We start from the raw sequence: 26793 nt of genomic DNA, 5'->3' as shown, positions 1-26793 counted from the left end.
AATGGAAAAAGAGAAAAAAGGAGCGAGAGAACTCGATCTCTTAGATATTGTACAGTTTGTGGCACCAGGAACACCTCTGCGGGCAGGGATTGAAAACGTCCTGAGAGCCAATACTGGCGGGCTCATTGTTGTTGGTTATAATGACAAAGTAAAGAGTGTGGTAGATGGAGGATTTCACATTAATTCTGCCTTCTCCCCAGCACATTTATATGAATTGGCGAAGATGGATGGGGCCATTATTCTTAGCGATTCTGGTCAAAAAATCTTGTATGCGAATACACAGCTGATGCCAGATGCAACCATTCATTCATCGGAAACAGGCATGAGGCACCGGACGGCTGAACGTGTAGCAAAGCAGACAGGCTGCTTAATCATTGCTATTTCTGAACGGAGGAACGTCATTACCTTATACCAAGGGAATCGTCGTTATACGCTGAAAGATATTGGCTTTATTTTAACAAAGGCCAATCAAGCCATTCAAACACTTGAGAAATATAAAACGATTTTAGATCACGCCATTTCTGCGTTAAGTGCTCTAGAATTTGAAGAGCTTGTGACCTTTGGTGATGTATTATCCGTGCTGCACCGCTACGAAATGGTACTCAGAATCAAAAATGAAATCAATATGTATATCAAAGAGCTCGGAACAGAGGGACACTTGATCCGTCTGCAAGTCAATGAATTGATTACAGATATGGAGCAGGAAGCAGCTTTATTTATTAAAGATTACGTGAAAGAAAAGATTAAAGATCCGTATGTGCTGCTTAAACAACTTCAAGATATGTCGAGCTTTGAGCTTTTAGATGATTCCATTCTGTACAAGTTACTTGGATATCCAGCTTCTACAAATATTGACGAATATGTGTACACAAGAGGATACAGATTGCTCCATAAAATCCCTAGACTGCCAATGCCAATCGTCGAAAATGTGGTTGAAGCATTCGGTGTGCTAGATCGAATTATGGAAGCAGATGTACAAGAATTGGATGAAGTAGAAGGAATTGGAGAAGTAAGAGCGAAAAAGATAAAAAAAGGATTAAAAAGGTTACAAGAAAAACATTACATTGACCGTCAGCTTTAAGAAGAGAAATTTTTCTCTATTACGGTTAAAAATGGATGAATATGGGTATATTAATGATGGTTTTGTTTTCTGTTGCTCATGATAGGAAACTTAAACATATATTAATGTCAGATGAAGGTGGATTGACAGATGAAAAATAAAGGAGGTGAAGGTATGTTAAAAAGAATCGTTCAGGCGTTTTTTATCATTTTGGGTGCAGTTGTGGGGATTTTTATCATTCCAGAGTTATTTCTGCTTTTAAATGTAAAGGACATACCTTTCATAACAAATGCTTACTCTTCAGCACTAATAGGAGCCGTTGTGTTCTTCATCATTGGTAAATGGTGCACAGGTTATGTGGTAAATTGGGTGAAATGGATCGAGGATTCTCTATTGAAGGCGCCTCTTCCTGATCTTATATCTGGAAGTTTCGGATTAGTATTTGGACTTATTCTAGCATATCTTATTGTAAACGTGATCCCGCTAAACAATATCCCATATCATATTTTTGGTACCATTATTCCGATTTTCCTGGCTTTCTTTTTAGGATACCTTGGATTTCAGGTAGGCTTTAAGAAGAAGGATGAAATGATAGGGCTGTTCTCCCGATCTGCAAAGGTCACAAAGAAAAAGGGAGCAGCTGATGATGAACCTGAAATAGAAGATAAAAAGCTGAAAATTTTAGACACAAGTGTTATCATTGATGGAAGAATCGCAGATATTTGCCAAACTGGATTTTTAGAAGGTGTCATGGTCATTCCTCAATTTGTACTCGAGGAATTACAGCATATTGCAGACTCTTCAGATGTATTAAAGAGAAATAGAGGCCGAAGAGGTCTAGATATTTTAAATCGTATTCAAAAAGAATTGGATATCAAAGTTGAAATTTACGAAGGTGACTTCGAAGACATTCAAGAGGTTGATAGCAAGCTTGTGAAGCTGGCGAAATTAACTTCAGGTGTTGTTGTGACCAATGATTTTAATTTAAATAAAGTATGCGAACTTCAAAAAGTAGCAGTGTTAAACATCAATGATCTAGCCAATGCCGTTAAACCGGTTGTACTGCCTGGGGAAGAAATGAAGGTACAGGTCATCAAAGATGGAAAAGAGCATAACCAAGGTGTTGCTTACTTAGATGACGGTACGATGATTGTGGTCGAAGAAGGACGCAATTACATTGGAAAAGACATTGACGTGCTCGTCACAAGTGTGCTGCAGACTGCTGCTGGAAGAATGATTTTTGCGAAGCCAAAACTTCTGGAGAAGGCGCTCTAAAGGGAGAACGAACATGTATTATGAAGTAGTTATTCCGGCTGCGGGGCAGGGGAAACGAATGAAGGCCGGCCGTAATAAGCTTTTTATTGAGCTGAAAAGAATGCCGGTCATCATTCATACACTAAAGGTGTTTGACGCTCATGCGCAATGCAAACGCATGATCCTAGCGATCAATGAAGAGGAGCGTCAAGACTTTGAAAGGCTACTCAAGGTACACGCTTTTCAAACGCCTGTTTCACTTGTCACTGGCGGTGAAGAACGTCAGCAAAGTGTATACGAAGGATTAAAGGCTGTGAAAGATGCGGACATCGTGCTTGTTCATGATGGAGCAAGGCCTTTTATTAAGCATACACAGATTGACTTGCTCGTTAAAGCAGCGATTGAAAAAGGCTCCGCGGTTGTAGCGGTACCAGTGAAAGACACAATCAAACGCGTTCAAGAAGGCAAAGTGGAACAAACCATTGAACGTCAGAGCTTGTGGGCAGTCCAGACCCCACAAGCTTTTCGTCATTCTATTTTAAAAGAGGCGCATGAATATGCGGAGCGGACAGGCTTCCTTGGAACAGACGACGCCAGTCTTGTTGAACAATTACAAGGTGAGAATGTGTATATTGTCCAAGGAGACTATACCAATATTAAGCTGACAACACCGGATGATTTATTGGTTGCCAAGGCAATTATGGATGCGGAAAGAGGGTACTAGATCATGTTGAGAATAGGACAAGGCTTTGATGTACATCAATTAACAGAGGGAAGACCTCTGATTATCGGCGGGGTCACCATTCCTTATGAAAAGGGACTGCTAGGGCATTCAGACGCTGACGTACTGCTTCACACAGTGGCAGATGCATGCCTGGGTGCGATTGCTGAAGGAGATATCGGCAGACATTTCCCAGACACAGATCCTGAGTTTAAGGATGCAGATTCTTTTAAATTATTGCAGCATGTGTGGGCACTTGTGAAAGAAAAGGGCTACACACTTGTGAATATTGACTGCACAATCATGGCGCAAAAGCCAAAAATGGCACCTTATATTCAACCAATGTGTGAGAAAATTGCAGAAGCGCTTGAGGCAGATGTCACACAGGTGAATGTCAAAGCAACAACGACAGAGAAACTCGGATTTACAGGAAGAGGAGAAGGAATTGCCTCTCAGGCAACAGTGCTTCTTCAGAAAAAGTAAAATCCATTTTGATGAGAATAGGTTTTGATGATAAAATACGTTTATAAAAAATTGGTGTCAGACAACATGATGCAGATGAAAGGAAGTTAAACTCATGGGAAATGAAGTGCGTGTTCGTTATGCACCGAGTCCAACTGGTCATTTACATATTGGGAATGCTAGAACGGCTCTTTTCAACTATTTGTTCGCACGCAGCCAAGGCGGCAAATTTATTATTCGAATCGAGGATACGGACCAAAAGCGTAATGTAGAAGGCGGGGAGGAAAGCCAGCTTCGCCACCTGAAATGGCTCGGTATTGATTGGGATGAGAGCATTGATAAAGATGGCGGTTACGGTCCTTACAGACAATCAGAGCGTAATGATATTTACAAGAAATATTATGACGAACTGTTAGAGAAGGACTTGGCGTATAAGTGCTATTGTACGGCTGAAGAGCTAGAGGCAGAGCGTGAAGCACAAATCGCCCGCAGCGAAATGCCTCGATATTCTGGTAAATGCAGTCATTTATCAAAAGAAGAAGAGGACAAACTGATTGCTGAAGGAAGAGAGCCAAGTATCCGCTTCCGAGTGCCAAAAGGAGAAATCATCAAATTTGACGACATGGTCAAAGGCGATATTTCATTTGAAACAGACGGCATCGGTGACTTTGTTATTGTGAAGAAAGATGGCACGCCAACTTATAACTTTGCCGTAGCAGTGGATGATCATTTGATGAAAATGACTCACGTTCTTCGCGGAGAAGATCATATTTCAAATACCCCTAAACAAATCATGATTTTTAATGCATTTGGCTGGGATGTTCCGCTATTCGGACATATGACGCTGATTGTGAACGAAAACCGCAAGAAATTAAGTAAACGTGATGAATCAATTATTCAATTCATCGAGCAATATAAGAATTTAGGCTATTTACCTGAAGCCCTGTTTAACTTCATTGCATTACTTGGATGGTCTCCAGTAGGCGAAGAAGAACTGTTTACAAAAGAGCAATTCATCGACATTTTCGATGTAAACCGACTTTCTAAGTCACCAGCTCTATTCGATATGCATAAACTAAAATGGGTGAACAACCAATACGTGAAAGCACTTGATCTTGATCAGGTTGTGGCACTAACACTTCCACATCTTCAAAAAGCAGGCAAGGTAAGTGAGCAGCTGACTGAAGAAGAAAACACGTGGGTACGCAAACTTATTTCTCTGTATCACGAACAATTAAGCTACGGGGCAGAAATTGTTGAGTTAACAGAGTTGTTCTTTAAGGAGCAAATTGAGTATAATCAAGAGGCAAAGGAAGTTCTAGCAGAGGAGCAAGTACCAGAAGTGATGGCATCTTTTGCAGGTCAGCTTGAACAGCTTGAGTCTTTCACACCTGATGAAATCAAGGCTGCCATTAAAGCGGTACAAAAAGAAACAGGGCATAAAGGCAAGAAACTATTCATGCCGATTCGTGTGGCTGTCACAGGACAAACGCATGGCCCAGAACTTCCGCAAAGTATTGAATTACTAGGTAAAGAAACGGTATTAAACCGCATTAAACAAATATAAGGAAATCGTTGCGAGGGAGAAGTACAATGTACTCGTCCATCACAGAAAGAGTCTCCACCGGCTGAAAGAGACTTATGGGCAGACGTTGGAAATGCACCCTCAAGACCCTTGAGGAACACGTACGTTAGTATGCAAGGGCGGTACCCTCCGTTATGGGATTAAGTTGAGAAGGCTGAAAGATAAGTAGCTTTCTAAACAGAGTGGAACCGCGTTTTCAAAACGTCTCTGTCATTTGGCAGAGGCGTTTTTTATTTGTCCAAAAAAAGAGAGCAAGTCCTAAGAGAGATTCATGGGGAAGAACGGGGGGAGCATGTGTTTTTCAAAATGCTGAAAGAAGATATTGATACTGTGTTTGATCAAGATCCTGCTGCTAGAAGCTATATTGAAGTAGTGCTAACCTATTCAGGGCTTCATGCGATTTGGGCTCACCGTATTGCGCACGCATTTTATAAGCGGAAGCTGTATTTTATTGCGCGGATCATTTCTCAGGTCAGCCGTTTTTTCACAGGGGTGGAAATTCATCCGGCGGCAACCATTGGCAGGCGGTTCTTCATTGATCACGGCATGGGCGTCGTGATCGGGGAAACATGTGAAATTGGAGACAACGTCACTGTTTTCCAAGGCGTGACATTAGGGGGAACAGGGAAAGAAAAGGGAAAGCGGCATCCGACCATTTTAGACGATGCCCTCATTGCGACAGGTGCCAAGGTGCTTGGTTCCATTACAGTTGGAAAAGGAGCCAAGATTGGAGCGGGGTCGGTCGTGTTAAAGGACGTACCCGACCATTCCACCGTTGTCGGTATACCTGGGCGAGTCGTCGTTCAAAATGGAAAGAAAATCAATCGTGATCTCAATCATCAAGATTTGCCAGATCCAATTTCCGATCGTTTCAAAGAATTGGAACGAGAAATGGAAAAGCTAAAAGGTGAGCTGGCTTCATTGAGCAGAAAGGAAGAACAATCATGACAATCAATATTTATAATACATTGACACGTAAGAAGGAAGAATTTGTCCCGCTTGAGCCAGGAAAGGTCAAGATGTATGTGTGCGGACCAACCGTTTATAACTACATTCATATCGGGAATGCTAGACCTGCTATTGTTTATGACACTGTACGTAAGTATTTAGAATACAGCGGTTACGATGTGAACTTTGTATCAAACTTTACAGATGTGGATGATAAACTCATCAAAGCAGCCAACGAACTCGGAGAAGATGTGCCGACAATTGCTGACCGGTTTATCCAAGCCTACTTCGAAGACGTCAGTGCGCTCGGCTGCAAAAAAGCAGACCTTCACCCGCGAGTGACGGAAAATATGGATGATATCATTGCGTTTATTGCGACATTGATTGAAAAAGGCTACGCCTATGAAGCAGATGGTGACGTGTATTACAGCACACGCTCATTTGAAGGTTATGGAAAGCTTTCTCACCAATCAATTGATGAGCTGAAGACAGGTGCTCGTATTCGTGTAGGTGAAAAGAAACGAGATGCGCTGGACTTTGCTCTTTGGAAGGCTGCAAAGGATCAGGAAATCTCTTGGGATAGCCCGTGGGGCAAAGGACGCCCAGGCTGGCACATCGAATGCTCGGCAATGGTCAAAAAATATTTAGGTGATACGATCGACATTCATGCTGGCGGACAGGATTTAACATTCCCTCACCATGAGAATGAAATTGCCCAATCTGAGGCTTTGACAGGGAAGCCTTTTGCGAAGTATTGGATGCATAACGGGTATATTAATATCGATAATGAAAAAATGTCAAAATCACTTGGCAACTTTGTGCTGGTGCATGACATTGTGAAAGAACAAGATCCTGATGTGCTCCGCTTCTTTATGTTGTCGGTTCACTATCGTCACCCAATTAACTACTCAATGGATTTATTAGAAAGTACAAAGAGTGCGTTTAACCGACTCAAGACATCGTATGCGAATTTACATCATCGTCTAGAGAGCAGCACAAATATCACGGAAGACAATGCTGAATGGCTGGCAAAAATTGAAGAGCAGCGTGCGACATTTATTTCTGAAATGAACGATGACTTCAATACGGCAAATGCGATCTCTGTTTTATTCGAATTAGCGAAACAGGCGAATTATTATATGGAAAATGATCATACTTCGGAGGAAGTGATCAAGGCATTTATCGGCTTGTTCCAAGAAATTACGTCTGTTCTCGGCTTCTCATTAGAAGAAAAGCACACGCTTGACGAAGAGGTAGAAGCGTTAATTGAAAAACGCAATGAAGCTAGAAGAAATCGTGACTTTGCCCTATCTGATCAAATTCGTGATCAATTAAAGAACATGAATATTGTGTTGGAGGACACTCCTCAAGGTACTCGCTGGAAAAGAGGAGAATAGGCAATGTTGAATTTTGAAAAGCTGAAAGACGGTAAACAGCTGAACGGACTTGCGCTGGCTTATATAGGTGATGCCATTTTTGAAGTATATGTGAGGCATCACCTCCTCCAAACGGGGGCGACAAAACCAAATGAGCTGCACAAACGAGCAAGCAAAATTGTTTCAGCTAAATCACAGGCTGCTATTTTATTTACGCTTCAGCAGCAAGGCTTTTTCACTGAAGCAGAAGAAGCGGTGCTGAAAAGAGGAAGAAACGCAAAATCAGGCACAGTGCCTAAAAACACAGACGTTCAAACGTATCGTTATAGTACAGCGTTTGAAGCGCTTATGGGTTATTTATTTATCGAAAAGCAGGACGAACGCTTAGAAGAGCTGATTGGTCAGGCGATTGAAATCGGAACGTCAGGGAGGAAGACAAATGAGTCAGCAACATGATTATGTCATTGGGAAAAATGCAGTGATTGAGACACTGAAGTCAGATCGGGAGTTATACAAGCTCTGGATGGCAGAAAACACTGTAAAAGGACAAGCCCAGCAGGTCATTGAACTCGCTAAAAAGCAAAATATCACCATTCAGTATGTTCCGAGGAAAAAGCTTGATCAAATGGTTACAGGTCAGCACCAGGGAATCGTTGCACAAGTAGCAGCATATGAATATGCAGAATTAGATGATCTGTATCAAATCGCTGAAAAGCGGAATGAACAGCCTTTCTTTCTGATTTTAGATGAAATTGAAGACCCGCATAATTTAGGATCTATTATGCGTACGGCAGATGCTGTAGGTGCACACGGGATTGTCATTCCGAAAAGGAGAGCGGTCGGTCTAACAACAACAGTTGCTAAGGCATCCACTGGAGCAATTGAGCATATTCCTGTTGCAAAAGTGACCAATCTTTCAAGAGCCCTTGATGAAATGAAAGAAAGAGGAATCTGGGTTGCGGGAACAGATGCGTCTGCTAAACAGGATTACAGACAATTTGATGGTACAATGCCGCTGGCTCTTGTGATTGGCAGTGAAGGAAAAGGAATTGGCCGATTGATTAAGGAAAAGTGTGATTTTCTGATTAAACTGCCTATGGCCGGGAAGGTTACTTCGTTAAACGCATCAGTTGCGGCTGGTCTATTGATGTATGAAGTGTATCGAAAACGTTATCCGTTAGGAGAATAGAGATGGATATCCTCTTAGTCGATGGATACAACATGATAGGTGCATGGCCTCAGCTGCAGCACTTAAAGGAAAACAGCTTTGAAGAAGCCAGAGACGTGCTGATTCAACATTTAGCAGAATATCAAGCATACACAGGGTATCGAGTCATTGTCGTATTCGATGCCCATATGGTCAAAGGAATTGAAAAGAAGCGGACTAACCACCGAGTAGAGGTCATCTTTACAAGAGAGAATGAAACGGCGGATGAGCGGATTGAAAAGCTGGCGCAGGATTTGAATAATATCCGGACGCAAATTCATGTGGCAACCTCAGATTTTACGGAACAATGGGCTATTTTTGGACAAGGAGCTCTTCGGAAGTCGGCTCGTGAGCTTTTAAGAGAGATTGAAGTGATAGAACGAAAGATTGAAACGAGGGTCAAAAAGATTACTTCTGATAAACCAGCATCTAAGATTGAATTGTCAGAAGATGTATTGAAAACGTTTGAAAAATGGCGGCGCGGGAATCTGGAATAGCTTGACGATATTTCAACCATTAATGTATAATATTTCTATCTAGGTGCGGTCGGGGGGATCGAAGTGAATCTAAACAACAGCAAGGGTAAGTCCATCAGAGAGCAATTTTGCCAGTTGGAAGATGAACAAGTCATTGAAAGGGTTCATGTCGGAGATAGTGATGCGCTAGATTATTTAATAACGAAATACCGCAATTTTGTACGTGCGAAAGCAAGATCTTATTTCTTGATAGGAGCGGATCGAGAGGACATTGTCCAAGAGGGAATGATCGGACTTTATAAGTCTATCCGCGATTTCAGAGAGGACAAGCTTACTTCATTTAAGGCTTTTGCAGAATTATGTATTACCCGCCAAATTATCACCGCAATTAAAACAGCTACTCGCCAAAAACATATCCCGTTAAATTCCTATGTATCATTAGACAAGCCGATCTACGATGAAGAATCGGACAGAACATTATTGGATGTCATTTCCGGCGCTAAAGCGCTTAACCCAGAAGACTTAATCATTAGCAAAGAAGAATTTGATGATATCGAAATGAAGATGGGTGAACTGCTAAGCGAGCTGGAAAGAAAGGTACTTGTGCTTTATCTTGATGGCAGATCCTATCAAGAGATTTCTGAAGATTTAAATCGTCATGTGAAATCAATTGATAACGCACTCCAAAGAGTAAAGAGAAAATTAGAGAAATATTTAGAGCTTCGCGAGATTAGTCTCTAATCAAACCTATATTGACAGCTTTTTCGACACTGTGATAAGGTACTAATGAAATGATGTCGAGAAAATAGGTGTAAATATGAGGAAAAAGATTACTCTAGCCTGTAAAGACTGCGGAAGCCGCAATTATACGACAATGAAAAGTGTTGCTTCAGCAGCTGAAAGATTAGAAGTTAAGAAATATTGCAAGACTTGTAATTCACATAAAACACATTTAGAAACGAAGTAAGATTTGCGTTCTTTAATCTGTGGAGGTCTTTTACATGCGTATTATCAGTTTCTTAAAAAGTGTCGGAAAAGAAATGAAAAAGGTCAGCTGGCCAAAGAAGAACGAAATGGTCCGCTACACAATCACTGTTATTTTAACAGTCGTGTTCTTTGCCATCTTTTTCTCTTTTCTTGATATAGGAATCTCACAATTAATCGAATTAATTCATTAATACTTGAATAATGGTCTGCTGAACGTGCTATAATAGATCATAATATGACTTGCCAAAAAACCCGTTTTACGGGTTTTTTCAATTGCTTGAAAATATTTACCGGTACTCGAGATTCGTCAAATAGACATTATGAAATGTGGGGAGGGAAGGACTAAATAGTCCTGAACGAAAATGGAAAAGAATTGGTATGTTGTGCATACGTACTCTGGCTATGAAAACAAAGTAAAAGCGAACTTGGAAAAGCGTGTTGAATCAATGGGCATGCAGGATAAAATCTTCCGCGTCGTCGTACCAGAAGAAGAAGAAACCGATATTAAAAATGGTAAGAAAAAAGTCGTCAAAAAGAAAGTGTTCCCTGGCTATGTCCTAGTGGAAATCGTGATGACTGACGACTCTTGGTATGTCGTTCGTAATACACCGGGTGTCACTGGATTCGTTGGATCAGCTGGATCAGGATCAAAGCCGACTGCGCTGCTGCCAGGCGAAGCCGAAACCATTCTGAAGAGAATGGGTCTTGAAGAACGCAAAACAGAAATCGACTTTGAACTGAAAGAAACAGTTAAGGTCATCGATGGACCATTTGCTAACTTCACTGGCTCCATTGAAGAAATTGACTACGATAAAAGCAAAGTCAAAGTATTCGTTAATATGTTTGGTAGAGAAACACCTGTTGAACTTGAGTTCACGCAGATCGATAAATTGTAATTTAAAAGAGCTTGAAATGAGTGTATAGAAGTGGTAATATAGCAAAGGTACGTCTTGAGTTCACTCAAGATCGCTAGCTAGTTATTTCGTCATTCATATAAAGAATGAAGTTGTTGAGTGGGAGGGGGATTCCCCTATTACCACATCACGGACTTTAAGGAGGTGTGTCTCGTGGCTAAAAAAGTAGTTAAAGTTGTTAAATTGCAAATTCCTGCTGGAAAAGCTAACCCAGCTCCACCAGTTGGACCTGCACTAGGTCAAGCCGGTGTTAATATCATGGGATTCTGTAAGGAGTTTAACGCTCGTACAGCTGACCAAGCTGGTCTTATCATTCCTGTTGAAATTTCGGTTTTTGAAGACCGTTCATTTACATTTATTACTAAAACTCCACCTGCTGCAGTTTTACTTAAAAAAGCAGCTGGTATTGAGTCTGGTTCTGGTGAACCTAACCGTAATAAAGTGGCAACTGTTAAGCGTGATAAAGTACGCGAAATCGCGGAAACAAAAATGCCTGACTTAAACGCTGCTAGCGTTGAATCAGCTATGCGCATGGTTGAAGGTACTGCACGCAGTATGGGTATTGTCATCGAAGATTAATTTTTTGTCTTGTTGGGTTGCGAGTTTGGTTTTGACAAGTTCGCAACCCTTATTCGTGGGAGGTTATTCCGCTAAAACCACATAAGGAGGATTTTTATAATGGCTAAAAAAGGTAAAAAGTATGTAGAAGCTGCTAAGCTGATCGATCGTACTAAAGCGTATGATGTAGCTGAAGCTGTTTCTCTTACAAAAAAAGCAAATACAGCTAAATTTGATGCGACTGTAGAAGTTGCTTTTCGTTTGGGCGTAGACCCTCGTAAAAACGATCAACAAATCCGCGGTGCAGTTGTACTTCCTAACGGAACTGGTAAAACTCAACGCGTTCTTGTGTTCGCTAAAGGCGAAAAAGCAAAAGAAGCAGAAGCTGCTGGAGCAGACTACGTTGGAGATTCTGATTACATCACTAAAATCCAACAAGGCTGGTTCGAATTCGATGTAATCGTTGCGACACCTGACATGATGGGTGAAGTTGGTAAGATCGGTCGTGTACTTGGACCAAAAGGTCTTATGCCAAACCCTAAAACAGGAACTGTAACGTTCGAAGTTGAAAAGGCAATCAATGAAATCAAAGCTGGTAAAGTAGAATACCGCGTTGATAAAGCTGGTAACATCCACGCGCCAATCGGAAAGGTTTCTTTCGAGGACGAAAAGCTTGTTGAGAACTTTGCAACAATCTATGACACAATCCTTAAAGCAAAACCTGCAGCGGCTAAAGGTGTATACGTGAAAAACGTTTCTGTTACATCTACTATGGGCCCTGGCGTGAAAGTGGATCCATCTTCTTTCTCTGCAAAATAATTCTTGACTTATGACAACCATTTTGATAATATCAAAATGTTGTAAAATAGAATAATGTCCATTTATACCGTAGACAGCAGGGGCCTTATGGCTTAAATAACCCGCCGAGGTGTATATGTCACAGTCTTACGTTAACGTATGCTTGTATATACAGCCTCCATGTCTTAATGGAGGCTTTTTATATGGAGAACCGTTCGTTAGGAACGTGATGGCCTGATCGGTATAAGTGTTACACAAAGAATGTACAGGAGGTGTAACCATGAGCAATGCAATCGATACTAAAAAAGTTGTCGTTGATGAAATTACTTCTAAATTTAAAGATAGTATGTCTACTGTCATTGTAGATTACCGCGGTCTTTCAGTTTCTGAAGTGACTGAACTTCGTAAACAGCTTCGTGAAGCTGGCGTAGAATTCAAAGTTTACAAAAACACTTTGACTCGCCGTGCAGTTGAACAAGTTGAACTAACGGGTTTAAACGATTTCTTAACAGGTCCAAACGCTATCGCATTCAGTAACGAAGATGTTATCGCACCTGCGAAAATCATCAACGAATTTGCGAAAAGCCACGAAGCTTTAGAAATCAAAGCTGGTGTCATCGAAGGAAACGTAGCGACTGTAGAAGAAGTGAAGGCTCTTGCGGAACTTCCGTCTCGCGAAGGCTTACTTTCTATGTTGCTTAGCGTTCTTCAAGCTCCAGTTCGTAACCTTGCTCTTGCTACTAAAGCAGTTGCAGATCAAAAAGAAGAACAAGGCGCTTAATGCGTACTTTACGTTTACGTAAAAAAACTTAAAATGGAGGAATTACAAATGGCTTTAAATATCGAAGAAATCATTGCTTCAGTTAAAGAAGCAACTGTACTTGAGTTAAACGACTTAGTAAAAGCAATCGAAGAAGAATTTGGCGTAACTGCTGCTGCTCCTGTAGCTGTAGCTGCTGGTGGCGGTGCTGCTGCTGAAGAAAAAACTGATTTTGATCTAGTACTTGCTGGTGCTGGAGACCAAAAAATCAAAGTTATCAAAGTGGTTCGTGAAATCACTGGTCTTGGCTTGAAAGAAGCTAAAGAACTTGTTGACAACACTCCAAAACCACTTAAAGAAGGTATTGCTAAAGAAGAAGCTGAAGAACTTAAAGCTAAGCTTGAAGAAGTTGGCGCTTCTGTAGAAGTTAAGTAATCTTCGCCTATCCTTTTGGGAAAGCTCGCTTTTACTGGCGGGCTTTTTCTTTTCTAATCTCCTGAAACGATTGAATCCAGAGGAGGTCCATTCACCATGAGTGACCACTATTATACGGAAAAGCCATCAGTGAAAAGCAATAAACAGACATGGGACTTCACCTTGAGAAACCGTACCTTTACTTTTACAAGTGACAGTGGAGTGTTTTCTAAGAAAGAAGTCGACTTTGGTTCAAGGCTTTTAATTGAAGCTTTCGAAGAACCTGATTTGGATGGCGATGTCTTAGATGTCGGTTGCGGTTATGGACCGATTGGCTTATCGTTAGCAAACGAACTGACTAGCCGTACCATTCATATGATTGATGTGAACGAAAGAGCAGTCGAACTTTCAAAGGAAAACGCTAAACATAATCGCATTGATAATGTTCACATCTATCAAAGTGATTTGTTCTCGAATGTTCATTCCTCAGCTGCTTTTGCCTCTATACTGACCAATCCCCCAATACGGGCAGGGAAGAAAGTTGTACATGCGATCTTTGAAAAAAGTGCTGATCATTTATTGCCGGAAGGTGAGTTGTGGGTGGTTATTCAGAAAAAGCAAGGTGGACCATCTGCGATTGAAAAATTAGAGCAGCTCTTTGGAGAAGTCGAGGTTGTGCTGAAAAAAAAGGGCTACTATATCATCAAAGCTAAAAAAGTTTGACGCAGTTTCCTAGCTGTGTTAACATTATAAAATGCCAATGTGTATATTTTGCTTGATAGGCTTAAAAAACAACTATTTTGTATAAATTATGCATACTTGGGAAAACTAATAAAATCGGTATTTGTTTTTGGATGTGGTTTTCTTATTTTAGAAACCCTTTTTTCTTTTGTCTTGTAAAAAAGTATTTCTTTACTGACATTTGAAAGACAGAAATACTTTTTACACATATAATACGCATGATTTGAGGGGTGAATCAGTTGACAGGTCAACTAGTTCAGTATGGACGACACCGCCAGCGCAGAAGCTACGCACGCATAAGCGAAGTGTTAGAATTACCAAATCTCATTGAAATTCAAACCTCTTCTTATCAGTGGTTTCTTGATGAGGGTCTTAGAGAGATGTTTCAAGATATATCCCCAATTGAGGATTTTACTGGTAACCTTTCTCTTGAATTCATTGATTACAGCCTAGGGGATCCTAAGTATCCTGTAGCAGAATCAAAAGAACGTGATGTAACTTACTCTGCTCCACTAAGAGTAAAAGTTCGTTTAATTAACAAAGAAACTGGAGAAGTAAAAGACCAAGATGTGTTTATGGGTGATTTCCCAATCATGACAGACACAGGTACTTTTATCATTAATGGTGCGGAACGTGTAATCGTTTCTCAGTTAGTGCGTTCTCCAAGTGTATATTTCAGTGGTAAAGTAGACAAAAACGGTAAAAAAGGTTTTACTGCGACTGTCATTCCAAACCGTGGCGCATGGTTAGAATACGAAACTGATGCGAAGGATGTAGTCTATGTACGCATCGATCGCACACGTAAGTTGCCGGTTACGGTTCTTTTGCGTGCTCTCGGCTTCAGCTCTGATCAAGAGATTCTTGACCTCATTGGCGAGAATGAATACTTACGCAACACACTGGAAAAAGACAATACAGAGAATGCCGATAAAGCACTTCTCGAAATCTACGAGCGCCTCCGTCCTGGAGAGCCGCCAACTGTTGAAAATGCGAAAAGCTTGCTAGACTCTCGCTTCTTCGATCCGAAGAGATATGACCTAGCAAATGTTGGACGCTACAAGATTAATAAGAAGCTTCATATTAAAAATAGACTGTTCAATCAAAAATTGGCTGAAACGCTAGTTGATCCTGAAACAGGTGAAATTCTAGCAGAAAAAGGTCAAATTTTAGACAGAAGAGTTCTTGATAAAGTTCTTCCATACTTAGAAAACGGCATCGGATTTAGAAAGCTTTATCCTAATGGTGGCGTAGTAGAAGATGAAGTAGAACTTCAATCTATTAAGATTTATGCACCGACTGATCAAGAAGGCGAGCAAGTGATTAACGTGATTGGAAATGCATATGTAGAGGAAGCTGTGAAAAACATCACGCCTTCTGACATCATTGCATCAATCAGTTACTTCTTCAATCTTCTTCATGGTGTAGGTGACACAGATGATATCGACCACCTTGGTAACCGTCGTCTGCGTTCTGTAGGTGAACTTCTGCAAAACCAATTCCGTATTGGTTTAAGCAGAATGGAGCGTGTTGTTCGTGAAAGAATGTCGATTCAAGACACAAACACGATCACACCTCAACAGCTGATCAACATTCGTCCTGTGATCGCTTCTATCAAAGAGTTCTTTGGTAGCTCTCAGCTTTCTCAGTTCATGGATCAAACAAACCCGCTTGCTGAATTGACGCACAAACGTCGTCTGTCAGCGCTTGGACCGGGTGGTTTGACACGTGAGCGTGCAGGAATGGAAGTTCGTGACGTTCACTACTCTCACTATGGACGTATGTGTCCGATCGAAACACCAGAGGGTCCAAACATTGGTTTGATCAACTCTCTATCTTCATTTGCAAAAGTGAATCGCTTCGGATTTATCGAAACACCTTACCGCCGGGTTGATCCTGAGACTGGTAAAGTAACACCGAGAATCGATTATTTAACTGCTGATGAAGAGGATAACTACGTAGTAGCACAAGCGAACGCTCAGTTAGCTGATGATGGTTCGTTTATCGATGATAATATCATTGCTCGTTTCAGAGGGGAAAACACCGTTGTTCCTCGAAACCGCGTTGACTACATGGACGTTTCGCCAAAGCAGGTTGTTTCTGCAGCGACAGCATGTATCCCATTCTTAGAAAACGATGACTCTAACCGTGCTCTAATGGGAGCGAACATGCAGCGTCAGGCTGTGCCTTTGATGCAGCCAGAATCACCGATTGTTGGTACAGGTATGGAGTACGTATCAGGTAAAGACTCTGGTGCTGCTGTCATCTGCCGCTACCCAGGTGTTGTAGAACGTGTAGAAGCAAAAAATATTTGGGTTCGCCGTTATGAAGACGTTGACGGACAACAAGTCAAAGGAAACCTTGACAAATACAGCCTGCTGAAATTTGTCCGCTCTAACCAAGGGACTTGCTACAACCAGCGTCCTATCGTAAGTGTTGGAGATGAAGTCGTTAAAGGGGAAATCCTTGCAGACGGTCCTTCTATGGAAAAAGGTGAATTGGCTCTAGGACGTAACGTCATGGTCGGCTTCATGACTTGGGACGGTTACAACTACGAGGATGCGATCATCATGAGTGAGCGCCTTGTAAAAGATGACGTCTACACGTCTATTCATATTGAAGAATATGAATCAGAAGCTCGTGATACAAAGCTTGGACCTGAAGAAATCACTCGTGATATTCCAAACGTTGGGGAAGATGCTTTACGCAACCTTGACGAGCGCGGAATTATCCGTATTGGTGCAGAAGTAAAAGACGGAGACCTTCTTGTAGGTAAAGTAACGCCTAAAGGTGTAACTGAACTAACAGCTGAAGAACGTCTATTACATGCAATCTTCGGTGAAAAGGCTCGTGAAGTTCGTGATACGTCACTACGTGTTCCACACGGCGGCGGCGGAATTATCCACGATGTAAAAGTCTTCAACCGTGAAGATGGAGATGAATTACCTCCAGGTGTAAACCAATTAGTCCGCGTATACATCGTTCAGAAGCGTAAGATTTCTGAAGGTGACAAAATGGCCGGACGACATGGTAACAAAGGGGTTATCTCTAAAATCCTTCCAGAAGAAGATATGCCTTATCTTCCAGACGGAACACCGATCGATATCATGTTGAACCCTCTAGGGGTACCATCTCGTATGAACATCGGTCAGGTACTTGAGCTTCATATGGGTATGGCTGCACGTTACCTCGGCATCCACATTGCGTCACCAGTATTTGATGGTGCGCGCGAGGAAGATGTTTGGGAAACGCTTGAAGAAGCAGGTATGTCCCGTGATGCGAAAACAGTCCTTTATGACGGTCGAACTGGTGAACCATTCGACAACCGTGTATCTGTCGGAATCATGTACATGATCAAACTGGCTCACATGGTTGACGATAAACTTCACGCTCGTTCAACTGGACCATACTCACTTGTTACGCAGCAGCCACTTGGCGGTAAAGCACAGTTTGGTGGTCAGCGTTTCGGAGAGATGGAAGTATGGGCACTTGAAGCTTACGGTGCAGCATATACACTTCAAGAGATCTTAACAGTTAAATCGGATGACGTTGTGGGGCGTGTGAAAACATACGAAGCCATCGTCAAAGGGGATAACGTACCTGAACCAGGTGTCCCTGAATCATTCAAAGTGTTAATCAAAGAACTTCAAAGTTTAGGTATGGATGTGAAAATCCTATCTGGCGATGAAGAAGAGATAGAAATGAGAGATTTAGAAGACGATGAGGAAACGAAGAAAGCAGACGGATTAGCGTTATCTAATGACGAAGAAGCTGCAGACCTCGCACCTGTCGATCTTGAACGTGACGCAGTCACAAAAGAATAGCAGAAACGATTAGAGCAAGTGACTAGGGTATAACCCGAAGATTAAAAGGGAGGTAGGCCCCTTGCTAGATGTGAACAATTTTGAGTATATGAACATCGGTCTCGCATCACCTGATAAAATCCGTTCTTGGTCTTTTGGTGAAGTGAAAAAGCCTGAAACGATTAACTATCGTACACTGAAACCTGAAAAAGATGGTCTCTTTTGTGAACGTATCTTCGGACCGCAAAAAGACTGGGAATGTCATTGTGGGAAGTATAAACGCGTTCGGTATAAGGGTGTTGTATGTGACCGTTGTGGTGTAGAAGTAACACGGGCAAAAGTCCGTCGTGAGAGAATGGGGCATATCGAACTGGCTGCCCCAGTTTCCCACATTTGGTATTTCAAAGGTATCCCAAGCCGTATGGGTCTTGTTCTTGATATGTCACCACGTGCGTTAGAAGAAGTGATTTACTTCGCTTCTTACGTCGTGACAGATCCGGGCAATACACCGCTTGAGAAGAAACAACTTCTTTCTGAGAAAGAATTCCGTGCTTATTTAGATAAATACGGTAATACATTCCAAGCGGCTATGGGTGCAGAAGCAATCAACAAACTTCTTCAAGATATCGATCTTGTAAAAGAAGTGGATACACTGAAAGAAGAGCTGAAAACTGCTCAAGGACAGCGCCGTACACGTGCGATCAAACGTCTTGAAGTGTTAGAAGCCTTCCGTAACTCAGGAAACAAACCATCTTGGATGATTCTTGATGTACTTCCGGTTATTCCGCCAGAATTACGTCCAATGGTTCAGCTTGATGGTGGACGTTTTGCTACTTCTGACTTGAACGACCTTTATCGTCGTGTCATCAACCGTAACAATCGTCTGAAGCGTTTATTAGATCTTGGCGCGCCAAGCATCATCGTTCAGAACGAGAAGCGTATGCTTCAAGAAGCTGTCGATGCCTTGATTGATAATGGACGTAGAGGCCGACCAGTAACAGGACCAGGAAATCGACCATTGAAATCTCTTTCTCACATGCTGAAAGGGAAACAAGGACGTTTCCGTCAAAACTTGCTTGGTAAACGTGTTGACTATTCTGGACGTTCCGTTATCGTCGTAGGACCACATTTGAAAATGTATCAGTGTGGACTTCCTAAAGAAATGGCTCTTGAATTATTCAAACCATTCGTGATGAAGGAGCTTGTTGAAAAAGGATTAGCTCACAATATCAAGAGTGCGAAGCGTAAAATTGAGCGCGTGCAGCCGGAAGTATGGGATGTTTTAGAATCAGTTATTCGTGAGCATCCAGTCTTACTAAACCGTGCACCGACTCTTCACAGACTTGGTATTCAAGCGTTTGAACCTACACTTGTGGAAGGACGCGCAATTCGTCTGCATCCACTTGTATGTACAGCCTACAACGCTGACTTTGACGGTGACCAAATGGCGGTTCACGTACCATTGTCTGCTGAAGCTCAAGCTGAAGCTCGTATCTTAATGCTTGCTGCTCAAAACATTTTGAACCCGAAAGATGGAAAACCAGTTGTTACGCCATCTCAGGATATGGTGCTTGGTAACTACTACCTTACACTTGAGCGCAAAGGTGCTATCGGAGAAGGTATGGTCTTCAAAGATACTGACGAAGCCCTTCTAGCTTATCAAAATGGTTATGTACATCTTCATACACGTGTAGCTGTTGCAGCTAGCTCGTTGAAGAATGTGACATTCACTGATGAACAGCGTTCTAAATTGTTGATTACAACAGTTGGAAAACTGATCTTTAACGAAATCTTACCGGAATCATTCCCATACATGAATGAGCCGACAAAGAGCAATATTGAAGAAAAAACGCCTGATCGTTTCTTCCTTGAAAAAGGTGAGGATGTAAAAGCTGCGATCGAGAAACAAGAAATCAATGCGCCGTTCAAAAAAGGTATTTTAGGTAAAATCATTGCAGAAATCTTTAAGAGATTCCATATCACTGAGACATCTAAAATGCTTGACCGCATGAAAAATCTTGGTTTCAGATACTCTACTAAAGCCGGTATTACGGTTGGTGTGTCTGATATCGTCGTATTAGATGATAAGCAGCAAATTCTTGAAGAAGCACAAGCAAAAGTAGATAACGTCATGAAGCAATTCAGACGTGGTTTGATTACTGAAGAAGAGCGTTATGAGAGAGTTATTTCAATCTGGAGTTCTTCTAAAGATGTGATCCAAGGTAAACTGATGAAGTCCCTTGATGAAGTCAACCCAATCTACATGATGAGTGACTCTGGAGCGCGTGGTAACGCATCTAACTTCACTCAGCTGGCTGGTATGCGTGGTCTGATGGCCAACCCGGCTGGACGTATCATTGAACTTCCGATTAAATCTAGTTTCCGTGAAGGTTTAACCGTATTGGAATACTTTATTTCCACTCACGGTGCGCGTAAAGGTCTTGCCGATACAGCCCTTAAAACAGCTGACTCAGGTTACCTCACGCGTCGTCTCGTTGACGTTGCACAGGATGTCATTATCCGTGAAACAGATTGCGGTACAGACCGTGGAATCTTGGCGAAGTCTATTAAAGAAGGAAATGAAATTATTGAGAAACTTGAAGAACGTCTGATTGGACGTTTTGCAAGAAAACCAATTGTTCATCCTGAAACAGGCGAAGTCATTGTAGCCGAAAACGAACTAATTGATGAAGATAAAGCACTTGAAGTAGTTGAAGCAGGAATTGAGGAAGTATGGATCCGTTCTGCATTTACATGTAACACGCCTCATGGTGTATGTAAACGATGCTACGGCCGTAACCTTGCAACTGGTACTGACGTTGAAGTCGGTGAAGCAGTTGGAATCATCGCTGCACAATCAATCGGTGAGCCAGGAACACAGCTTACAATGCGTACGTTCCACACCGGTGGGGTAGCAGGAGACGATATCACTCAAGGTCTACCTCGTATCCAAGAGCTATTTGAAGCGCGTAATCCGAAAGGGCAAGCGACAATTTCTGAAATTGATGGTGTCGTTGCTGAAATTAACGATGTTCGTGACAAGCAGCAGGAAATTGTGGTTCAAGGCGAAGTTGAAACTCGCTCATACACAGCTCCTTACAATGCACGTCTGAAAGTTGTTGAAGGTGACACAGTTACTCGTGGTCAAGTACTTACAGAAGGTTCGATCGATCCGAAAGAACTTCTTAAAGTGACTGACATGACAGCTGTTCAAGAATATCTGCTTCATGAAGTACAAAAAGTATACCGTATGCAAGGGGTAGAAATCGGAGATAAGCACGTAGAGGTAATGGTTCGCCAAATGCTTCGTAAAGTGCGTGTCGCTGATGCAGGGGATACAGACGTATTACCAGGCACACTTCTTGATGTACATCAATTCACTGAAGCGAACAAAAAAGTACTATTCGAAGGCAAACGTCCTGCAACAGGCCGTCCAGTTCTTCTTGGTATTACAAAAGCTTCGCTTGAAACAGACTCATTCTTGTCTGCAGCATCCTTCCAAGAAACGACTCGTGTCCTTACAGATGCGGCGATCAAAGGAAAACGTGATGAACTGCTTGGCTTGAAAGAGAATGTGATCATTGGTAAACTTGTTCCTGCTGGAACGGGAATGCCAAACTACCGTAAAGTTAAGCCGGTATCGCAAGTGCAGCCGTCTGACGATATGGTTCCTGTAGAGTAATCTTTCTCGTGAGATTCCTATAAAATCATCAAAAATGGTGAAGGATGTCAAGATAATCTGTCATACGATATTGACATCCTTCTGCCATGATGATAATATAACCAAGGTGCTCAAAATAAAACCTGTTACTTTGGAGGATATTCGATGTCTTATGATAAAGTATCACAGGCTCAATCCATTATTATTGGTACGAAGCAAACAGTAAAAGCTCTAAAACGAGATTCAGTAAAGGAAGTCGTCGTAGCGAAAGATGCTGATCCTGCTTTAACTGCTAGTGTATTGAAACTAGCGCAAGAGAAGGGTGTAGACATTTTAGTGGTAGATTCCATGAAAAAGCTCGGCAAGGCCTGCGGAATTGAAGTTGGGGCAGCAGCTGTTGCCATTATGTTATAACGTACTTGTTTTGTTTTTGCATGCTTAAAATGCAAAAGCATTGTTTTTTGCCTTTTGATGAACCACCTGGGTATGTGGGTTATAAAAAAAGTAATGAAGGGAGGAATAACAACATGCCTACAATTAATCAGCTAGTACGCAAAGGACGCGTGAGTAAAGTTGAAAACTCAAAGTCTCCTGCACTTAACAAAGGATACAACAGTTTCAAAAAAGAGCACACTAACGTAACATCTCCACAGAAGCGCGGGGTTTGTACTCGTGTCGGTACAATGACACCGAAAAAACCAAACTCAGCACTACGTAAATATGCTCGTGTACGTTTGTCTAACCTGATTGAAGTAACAGCTTACATTCCTGGTATCGGACATAACCTACAAGAGCACAGTGTAGTACTTATCCGTGGCGGACGTGTAAAAGACTTACCGGGTGTACGTTACCACATCGTTCGTGGTGCGCTTGATACTGCCGGAGTTGACGGTCGTATGCAAGGACGTTCTAAATACGGAACAAAACGCCCTAAACAAAGCAAATAATACAAACAAACATAAGGGTTTTTAGAAGTTGATATCAGATCAGTGGAGTCAGGAAGCTGACAATGATATTGAGATGAGAGACAGATAGAAATCCTTTTAAAAGAGAAGGGAGGCTATTCAGATGCCACGTAAAGGTCCTGTAGCAAAAAGAGACGTATTGCCAGATCCAATTTACAATTCTAAACTTGTATCTCGTTTGATCAACAAAATGATGATCGACGGTAAAAGAGGAAAAGCACAAACAATTCTCTACAAGTCATTTGATATCATCAAAGAACGTACTGGTAATGAAGCGATGGAGGTTTTCGAACAAGCCTTGAAAAACATCATGCCAGTTCTTGAAGTTAAAGCACGTCGTGTAGGTGGAGCTAACTACCAAGTTCCTGTAGAAGTTCGCCCAGACCGTCGTACTACTTTAGGTCTTCGCTGGTTAGTAAACTACGCTCGTCTTCGTGGAGAAAAAACGATGGAAGAGCGTCTTGCTAACGAAATCCTTGACGCAGCTAACAACACTGGTGCTGCTGTTAAGAAACGTGAAGATACACACAAAATGGCAGAAGCGAACAAAGCATTCGCTCACTACCGCTGGTAGGATTTATACCAAACTAAAAAAACTATTCCCTAATGAGGAAGGAGAAATTACCCAATGGCAAGAGAGTTCTCCTTAGACAAAACTCGTAATATTGGTATCATGGCTCACATCGATGCCGGTAAAACGACAACGACTGAGCGTATCTTATACTACACTGGTCGTATCCATAAAATTGGTGAAACTCACGAAGGAGCTTCACAAATGGACTGGATGGAGCAGGAGCAAGAACGTGGTATTACAATCACTTCTGCTGCTACTACAGCACAATGGAAAGGTTACCGTGTAAACATCATCGATACACCAGGACACGTAGACTTCACTGTTGAAGTTGAACGTTCTTTACGTGTACTTGATGGTGCGGTTGCTGTTCTTGATGCACAATCAGGTGTAGAGCCACAAACTGAAACAGTTTGGCGCCAAGCAACAACTTACGGAGTACCTCGTATCGTATTCGTTAACAAAATGGATAAAACCGGTGCGGACTTCCTTTACTCTGTAAGCACATTAAGAGATCGTCTTCAAGCGAACGCTCATGCAATTCAATTGCCGATCGGCGCTGAAGATCAATTCGAAGGAATCATCGACCTTGTAGAAAACGTAGCATACTTCTACGAAGATGACCTTGGAACTCGCTCTGATGCTAAAGAAATCCCTGCTGAGTATAAAGACAAAGCTGAAGAGCTTCGCAGCAGCCTAATTGAAGCTGTCGCTGAGCTTGATGAAGAGCTTATGGAAAAATACCTTGAGGGTGAAGAAATCACAATTCCTGAATTGAAAGCTGCAATCCGTAAAGGAACATTGAATGTTGAATTCTACCCAGTTCTTGTTGGATCTGCTTTCAAAAACAAAGGTGTTCAGCTTGTACTTGACGCTGTGCTTGACTACCTTCCTGCACCAACTGATGTTGCTGCAATCAAAGGTATCCTGCCAGATTCAAATGAAGAGGTTGTTCGTGAGTCTACTGATGACGCACCATTCGCAGCTCTTGCATTTAAAGTTATGACTGACCCTTATGTTGGGAAACTAACTTTCTTCCGCGTGTACTCTGGAACACTTGATTCTGGTTCATACGTGAAGAACTCTTCTAAGAACAAGCGTGAACGTGTTGGACGTATCCTTCAAATGCACGCAAACAGCCGTGAAGAAATCTCTACTGTATATGCAGGGGATATCGCAGCAGCTGTAGGTCTTAAAGATACATCTACTGGTGACACTCTTTGTGACGAGAAAAATCTTGTTATCCTTGAGTCTATGGAATTCCCAGAGCCAGTTATCGATGTAGCTATCGAGCCTAAATCTAAGGCTGACCAAGATAAAATGAGTATCGCTTTAGCTAAACTAGCTGAAGAGGATCCAACATTCCGTACACAAACAAACCCTGAAACTGGTCAAACGATCATCTCTGGTATGGGTGAGCTTCACCTTGATATCATTGTTGACCGTATGAAGCGTGAGTTCAAGGTTGAAGCTAACGTAGGTGCTCCTCAAGTTGCGTACCGTGAAACATTCCGTTCTGGTGCAAAAGTTGAAGGTAAATTCGTACGTCAGTCTGGTGGACGCGGTCAGTTCGGACACGTTTGGATCGAATTCGAACCAAACGAAGAAGGCGCAGGATTCGAATTTGAAAATGCAATCGTCGGTGGGGTTGTTCCACGTGAATACATCCCAGCAATTCAAGCAGGTCTTGAAGATTCACTTGAAAATGGTGTATTAGCTGGATTCCCATTAATCGACATCAAAGCAAAATTATTTGATGGATCTTACCACGATGTTGACTCTAACGAAATGGCGTTCAAAATTGCTGCATCTATGGCATTGAAAAATGCTGTCAGCAAATGTAACCCAGTTCTACTTGAGCCAATGATGAAAGTGGAAGTTGTTATCCCTGAAGAATACATGGGAGACATCATGGGTGATATCACATCTCGTCGTGGACGTGTAGAAGGTATGGAAGCTCGCGGTAACGCTCAAGTTGTTCGCGCTATGGTTCCACTTTCTGAAATGTTCGGATATGCTACTGCACTCCGTTCTAACACACAAGGACGCGGTACTTTCACTATGCACATGGATCACTACGAAGAAGTGCCTAAGAGCATCAGTGAAGAAATCATCAAAAAAAATAAAGGTGAATAATTGATTTTGCCTTTAAACTAAAGTATAACTACTATTGAAGATCAGAAAGTGAGAGGTAACTCTTCACTTTCTATCACTCTATACCAAATACAATGAACCTTTAAGGAGGATTTTTAGAATGGCTAAAGAAAAATTCGACCGTTCCAAATCGCATGCTAACATTGGTACAATTGGACACGTTGACCATGGTAAAACAACTCTAACTGCTGCTATCTCAACAGTTCTTCATAAGAAATCTGGTAAAGGTACAGCTATGGCTTATGACCAAATCGATGGTGCTCCAGAAGAGCGTGAGCGTGGAATCACAATCTCAACTGCACACGTTGAGTATGAAACTGAAACTCGTCACTATGCACACGTAGACTGCCCAGGACACGCTGACTATGTTAAAAACATGATCACTGGTGCTGCTCAAATGGACGGCGCGATCTTAGTAGTATCTGCTGCTGATGGTCCAATGCCACAAACACGTGAGCACATCCTACTTTCTCGTAACGTAGGTGTACCATACATCGTAGTATTCCTTAACAAATGTGACATGGTTGACGATGAAGAGTTACTTGAACTTGTTGAAATGGAAGTTCGTGACCTTCTTTCTGACTATGACTTCCCTGGTGACGATGTACCAGTTATCAAAGGTTCTGCTCTTAAAGCTCTTGAAGGAGATGCTGATTACGAAGCAAAAATCTTTGAACTTATGGATGCGGTTGATGAGTACATCCCAACTCCAGAGCGTGACACTGAGAAGCCATTCATGATGCCAGTTGAGGACGTATTCTCAATCACTGGTCGTGGAACAGTTGCTACTGGTCGTGTTGAGCGTGGACAAGTTAAAGTCGGTGACGAAGTTGAAATCATCGGTCTTCAAGAAGAAAACGGTAAAACAACTGTTACTGGTGTTGAAATGTTCCGTAAACTTCTTGACTATGCTGAAGCTGGTGACAACATCGGTGCACTACTTCGTGGTGTATCTCGTGAAGATATCCAACGTGGTCAAGTACTTGCTAAACCAGGTACAATCACTCCACACAGCCGTTTCAAAGCTGAAGTTTATGTACTTTCTAAAGAAGAGGGTGGACGTCATACTCCATTCTTCGCTAACTACCGTCCGCAGTTCTACTTCCGTACAACTGACGTAACTGGTATCGTACATCTTCCAGAAGGTACTGAAATGGTAATGCCTGGTGATAACACTGAGATGGAAGTTGAACTTATCTCTACTATCGCTATCGAAGAAGGAACTCGTTTCTCTATCCGTGAGGGTGGACGTACTGTAGGTTCTGGTGTCGTTTCAACTATCATTAAGTAATAAACATACAAAAGAGACTCCTTGCAAAAGGGTCTCTTTTTTTGCTTTTCCAGATCAGAACGGCTACTATAAGCTATAGAATCTAAATGG

The 26793-nt window shown here is 41.9% G+C and carries 26 protein-coding genes and 2 other annotated features; all 26 genes read left to right on the top strand.

Features of this window, described 5'->3' with window-relative positions:
• Nucleotide 1: 1 nt before the first annotated feature.
• The 26 genes from disA (at nt 2) to tuf (ending at nt 26703) form a co-directional block, all read left to right on the top strand.
• Nucleotides 2-1081, top strand: a complete 1080-nt coding sequence (gene disA, locus BAE31_RS02430) for a DNA integrity scanning diadenylate cyclase DisA (protein ID WP_024425581.1) — start codon at nt 2-4, stop codon at nt 1079-1081.
• A gap of 153 nt (nt 1082-1234) precedes the next feature.
• Nucleotides 1235-2335 (top strand): PIN/TRAM domain-containing protein, encoded by a 1101-nt coding sequence (locus tag BAE31_RS02425; RefSeq protein ID WP_024425582.1) that lies wholly within the window; start codon nt 1235-1237, stop codon nt 2333-2335.
• 13 nt (nt 2336-2348) lie between these two features.
• Nucleotides 2349-3038: a 2-C-methyl-D-erythritol 4-phosphate cytidylyltransferase gene (ispD, locus tag BAE31_RS02420; RefSeq protein WP_024425583.1), complete on the top strand. Its 690-nt coding sequence runs from the start codon at nt 2349-2351 to the stop codon at nt 3036-3038.
• A 3-nt stretch (nt 3039-3041) separates the two neighbouring features.
• Nucleotides 3042-3518 (top strand): 2-C-methyl-D-erythritol 2,4-cyclodiphosphate synthase, encoded by a 477-nt coding sequence (ispF, locus tag BAE31_RS02415; protein WP_003216928.1) that lies wholly within the window; start codon nt 3042-3044, stop codon nt 3516-3518.
• A 94-nt stretch (nt 3519-3612) separates the two neighbouring features.
• Complete coding sequence (gene gltX / locus BAE31_RS02410; RefSeq protein WP_041105654.1) at nt 3613-5064, top strand: glutamate--tRNA ligase; 1452 nt, start codon at nt 3613-3615, stop codon at nt 5062-5064.
• Nucleotides 5064-5294: a binding site (T-box leader), on the top strand. Its footprint overlaps the gene before it by 1 nt.
• 82 nt (nt 5295-5376) lie before the next feature.
• Entirely contained in the window at nt 5377-6030 is a 654-nt protein-coding gene (gene cysE / locus BAE31_RS02405) for a serine O-acetyltransferase (protein WP_034283914.1), read from the top strand.
• Entirely contained in the window at nt 6027-7427 is a 1401-nt protein-coding gene (gene cysS, locus BAE31_RS02400; RefSeq protein ID WP_041105656.1) for a cysteine--tRNA ligase, read from the top strand. The genes cysE and cysS overlap by 4 nt, the downstream gene beginning before the upstream one ends.
• A gap of 3 nt (nt 7428-7430) precedes the next feature.
• Nucleotides 7431-7862 carry a Mini-ribonuclease 3 gene (locus BAE31_RS02395; RefSeq protein WP_076839365.1) on the top strand — a complete coding sequence of 144 codons (432 nt, stop codon included), beginning with the start codon at nt 7431-7433 and terminating at the stop codon, nt 7860-7862.
• Complete coding sequence (gene rlmB / locus BAE31_RS02390) at nt 7846-8595, top strand: 23S rRNA (guanosine(2251)-2'-O)-methyltransferase RlmB (RefSeq protein WP_024425588.1); 750 nt, start codon at nt 7846-7848, stop codon at nt 8593-8595. Before BAE31_RS02395 ends, rlmB begins: the two co-directional genes overlap by 17 nt.
• A 2-nt stretch (nt 8596-8597) precedes the next feature.
• Nucleotides 8598-9110, top strand: a complete 513-nt coding sequence (rae1, locus tag BAE31_RS02385; RefSeq protein ID WP_024425589.1) for a ribosome-dependent mRNA decay endonuclease Rae1/YacP — start codon at nt 8598-8600, stop codon at nt 9108-9110.
• 63 nt (nt 9111-9173) lie between these two features.
• Nucleotides 9174-9830 (top strand): RNA polymerase sporulation sigma factor SigH, encoded by a 657-nt coding sequence (gene sigH / locus BAE31_RS02380; RefSeq protein ID WP_008345424.1) that lies wholly within the window; start codon nt 9174-9176, stop codon nt 9828-9830.
• 76 nt (nt 9831-9906) lie between these two features.
• The gene (gene rpmG / locus BAE31_RS02375) at nt 9907-10056 is read left to right on the top strand and encodes a 50S ribosomal protein L33 (protein WP_008356502.1); all 150 of its coding nucleotides are present in this window, start codon (nt 9907-9909) and stop codon (nt 10054-10056) included.
• A gap of 34 nt (nt 10057-10090) precedes the next feature.
• Nucleotides 10091-10267 carry a preprotein translocase subunit SecE gene (secE, locus tag BAE31_RS02370; RefSeq protein WP_008345422.1) on the top strand — a complete coding sequence of 59 codons (177 nt, stop codon included), beginning with the start codon at nt 10091-10093 and terminating at the stop codon, nt 10265-10267.
• Nucleotides 10268-10438: 171 nt separating this feature from the next.
• Entirely contained in the window at nt 10439-10972 is a 534-nt protein-coding gene (nusG, locus tag BAE31_RS02365; protein WP_003217197.1) for a transcription termination/antitermination protein NusG, read from the top strand.
• Between the two features lie 171 nt (nt 10973-11143).
• On the top strand, nt 11144-11569 hold the full coding sequence (gene rplK, locus BAE31_RS02360) for a 50S ribosomal protein L11 (protein ID WP_003216956.1): 426 nt from the start codon (nt 11144-11146) through the stop codon (nt 11567-11569).
• A 99-nt stretch (nt 11570-11668) separates the two neighbouring features.
• Nucleotides 11669-12367 carry a 50S ribosomal protein L1 gene (gene rplA / locus BAE31_RS02355; protein ID WP_017359164.1) on the top strand — a complete coding sequence of 233 codons (699 nt, stop codon included), beginning with the start codon at nt 11669-11671 and terminating at the stop codon, nt 12365-12367.
• Nucleotides 12368-12416: 49 nt separating this feature from the next.
• Nucleotides 12417-12557 (top strand) — a sequence feature (ribosomal protein L10 leader region).
• Between the two features lie 69 nt (nt 12558-12626).
• Nucleotides 12627-13127 (top strand): 50S ribosomal protein L10, encoded by a 501-nt coding sequence (gene rplJ / locus BAE31_RS02350; protein WP_024425590.1) that lies wholly within the window; start codon nt 12627-12629, stop codon nt 13125-13127.
• 48 nt (nt 13128-13175) lie between these two features.
• Entirely contained in the window at nt 13176-13541 is a 366-nt protein-coding gene (rplL, locus tag BAE31_RS02345) for a 50S ribosomal protein L7/L12 (protein WP_008345418.1), read from the top strand.
• Nucleotides 13542-13637: 96 nt separating this feature from the next.
• Nucleotides 13638-14243, top strand: a complete 606-nt coding sequence (locus BAE31_RS02340; protein WP_076839363.1) for a class I SAM-dependent methyltransferase — start codon at nt 13638-13640, stop codon at nt 14241-14243.
• Nucleotides 14244-14500: 257 nt separating this feature from the next.
• Entirely contained in the window at nt 14501-18082 is a 3582-nt protein-coding gene (gene rpoB, locus BAE31_RS02335) for a DNA-directed RNA polymerase subunit beta (RefSeq protein WP_076839362.1), read from the top strand.
• 61 nt (nt 18083-18143) lie between these two features.
• Nucleotides 18144-21743: a DNA-directed RNA polymerase subunit beta' gene (gene rpoC, locus BAE31_RS02330; RefSeq protein ID WP_024425592.1), complete on the top strand. Its 3600-nt coding sequence runs from the start codon at nt 18144-18146 to the stop codon at nt 21741-21743.
• Nucleotides 21744-21887: 144 nt separating this feature from the next.
• Nucleotides 21888-22136 (top strand): 50S ribosomal protein L7ae-like protein, encoded by a 249-nt coding sequence (locus BAE31_RS02325; RefSeq protein WP_024425593.1) that lies wholly within the window; start codon nt 21888-21890, stop codon nt 22134-22136.
• A gap of 113 nt (nt 22137-22249) precedes the next feature.
• Nucleotides 22250-22669 carry a 30S ribosomal protein S12 gene (gene rpsL, locus BAE31_RS02320; protein WP_008356518.1) on the top strand — a complete coding sequence of 140 codons (420 nt, stop codon included), beginning with the start codon at nt 22250-22252 and terminating at the stop codon, nt 22667-22669.
• A 121-nt stretch (nt 22670-22790) separates the two neighbouring features.
• A complete protein-coding gene (rpsG, locus tag BAE31_RS02315; protein WP_008356520.1) occupies nt 22791-23261 on the top strand; it encodes a 30S ribosomal protein S7 in 471 nt (156 codons plus the stop codon).
• Between the two features lie 54 nt (nt 23262-23315).
• On the top strand, nt 23316-25394 hold the full coding sequence (gene fusA, locus BAE31_RS02310; RefSeq protein WP_024425594.1) for an elongation factor G: 2079 nt from the start codon (nt 23316-23318) through the stop codon (nt 25392-25394).
• Between the two features lie 118 nt (nt 25395-25512).
• Nucleotides 25513-26703, top strand: a complete 1191-nt coding sequence (gene tuf, locus BAE31_RS02305) for an elongation factor Tu (RefSeq protein ID WP_034283892.1) — start codon at nt 25513-25515, stop codon at nt 26701-26703.
• Nucleotides 26704-26793: the final 90 nt, after the last annotated feature.

The sequence above is a fragment of the Bacillus sp. I-2 genome (genome assembly GCF_001974945.1).
Taxonomy (GTDB): domain Bacteria; phylum Bacillota; class Bacilli; order Bacillales; family Bacillaceae; genus Bacillus; species Bacillus safensis.
This window is presented reverse-complemented; position numbering and strand designations above follow the sequence as displayed.

Coding starts and splice junctions, on each gene's coding strand:
- rae1 (WP_024425589.1), top strand. CDS start 8,598: ATGGATATCCTCTTAGTCGATGGATACAACATGATAGGTGCATGGCCT.
- ispD (WP_024425583.1), top strand. CDS start 2,349: ATGTATTATGAAGTAGTTATTCCGGCTGCGGGGCAGGGGAAACGAATG.
- BAE31_RS02325 (WP_024425593.1), top strand. CDS start 21,888: ATGTCTTATGATAAAGTATCACAGGCTCAATCCATTATTATTGGTACG.
- rplL (WP_008345418.1), top strand. CDS start 13,176: ATGGCTTTAAATATCGAAGAAATCATTGCTTCAGTTAAAGAAGCAACT.
- BAE31_RS02425 (WP_024425582.1), top strand. CDS start 1,235: ATGTTAAAAAGAATCGTTCAGGCGTTTTTTATCATTTTGGGTGCAGTT.
- secE (WP_008345422.1), top strand. CDS start 10,091: ATGCGTATTATCAGTTTCTTAAAAAGTGTCGGAAAAGAAATGAAAAAG.
- BAE31_RS02340 (WP_076839363.1), top strand. CDS start 13,638: ATGAGTGACCACTATTATACGGAAAAGCCATCAGTGAAAAGCAATAAA.
- rpsG (WP_008356520.1), top strand. CDS start 22,791: ATGCCACGTAAAGGTCCTGTAGCAAAAAGAGACGTATTGCCAGATCCA.
- nusG (WP_003217197.1), top strand. CDS start 10,439: ATGGAAAAGAATTGGTATGTTGTGCATACGTACTCTGGCTATGAAAAC.
- rpsL (WP_008356518.1), top strand. CDS start 22,250: ATGCCTACAATTAATCAGCTAGTACGCAAAGGACGCGTGAGTAAAGTT.
- ispF (WP_003216928.1), top strand. CDS start 3,042: ATGTTGAGAATAGGACAAGGCTTTGATGTACATCAATTAACAGAGGGA.
- gltX (WP_041105654.1), top strand. CDS start 3,613: ATGGGAAATGAAGTGCGTGTTCGTTATGCACCGAGTCCAACTGGTCAT.
- rplA (WP_017359164.1), top strand. CDS start 11,669: ATGGCTAAAAAAGGTAAAAAGTATGTAGAAGCTGCTAAGCTGATCGAT.
- rlmB (WP_024425588.1), top strand. CDS start 7,846: ATGAGTCAGCAACATGATTATGTCATTGGGAAAAATGCAGTGATTGAG.
- cysS (WP_041105656.1), top strand. CDS start 6,027: ATGACAATCAATATTTATAATACATTGACACGTAAGAAGGAAGAATTT.
- disA (WP_024425581.1), top strand. CDS start 2: ATGGAAAAAGAGAAAAAAGGAGCGAGAGAACTCGATCTCTTAGATATT.
- BAE31_RS02395 (WP_076839365.1), top strand. CDS start 7,431: ATGTTGAATTTTGAAAAGCTGAAAGACGGTAAACAGCTGAACGGACTT.
- rplJ (WP_024425590.1), top strand. CDS start 12,627: ATGAGCAATGCAATCGATACTAAAAAAGTTGTCGTTGATGAAATTACT.
- fusA (WP_024425594.1), top strand. CDS start 23,316: ATGGCAAGAGAGTTCTCCTTAGACAAAACTCGTAATATTGGTATCATG.
- rpmG (WP_008356502.1), top strand. CDS start 9,907: ATGAGGAAAAAGATTACTCTAGCCTGTAAAGACTGCGGAAGCCGCAAT.
- tuf (WP_034283892.1), top strand. CDS start 25,513: ATGGCTAAAGAAAAATTCGACCGTTCCAAATCGCATGCTAACATTGGT.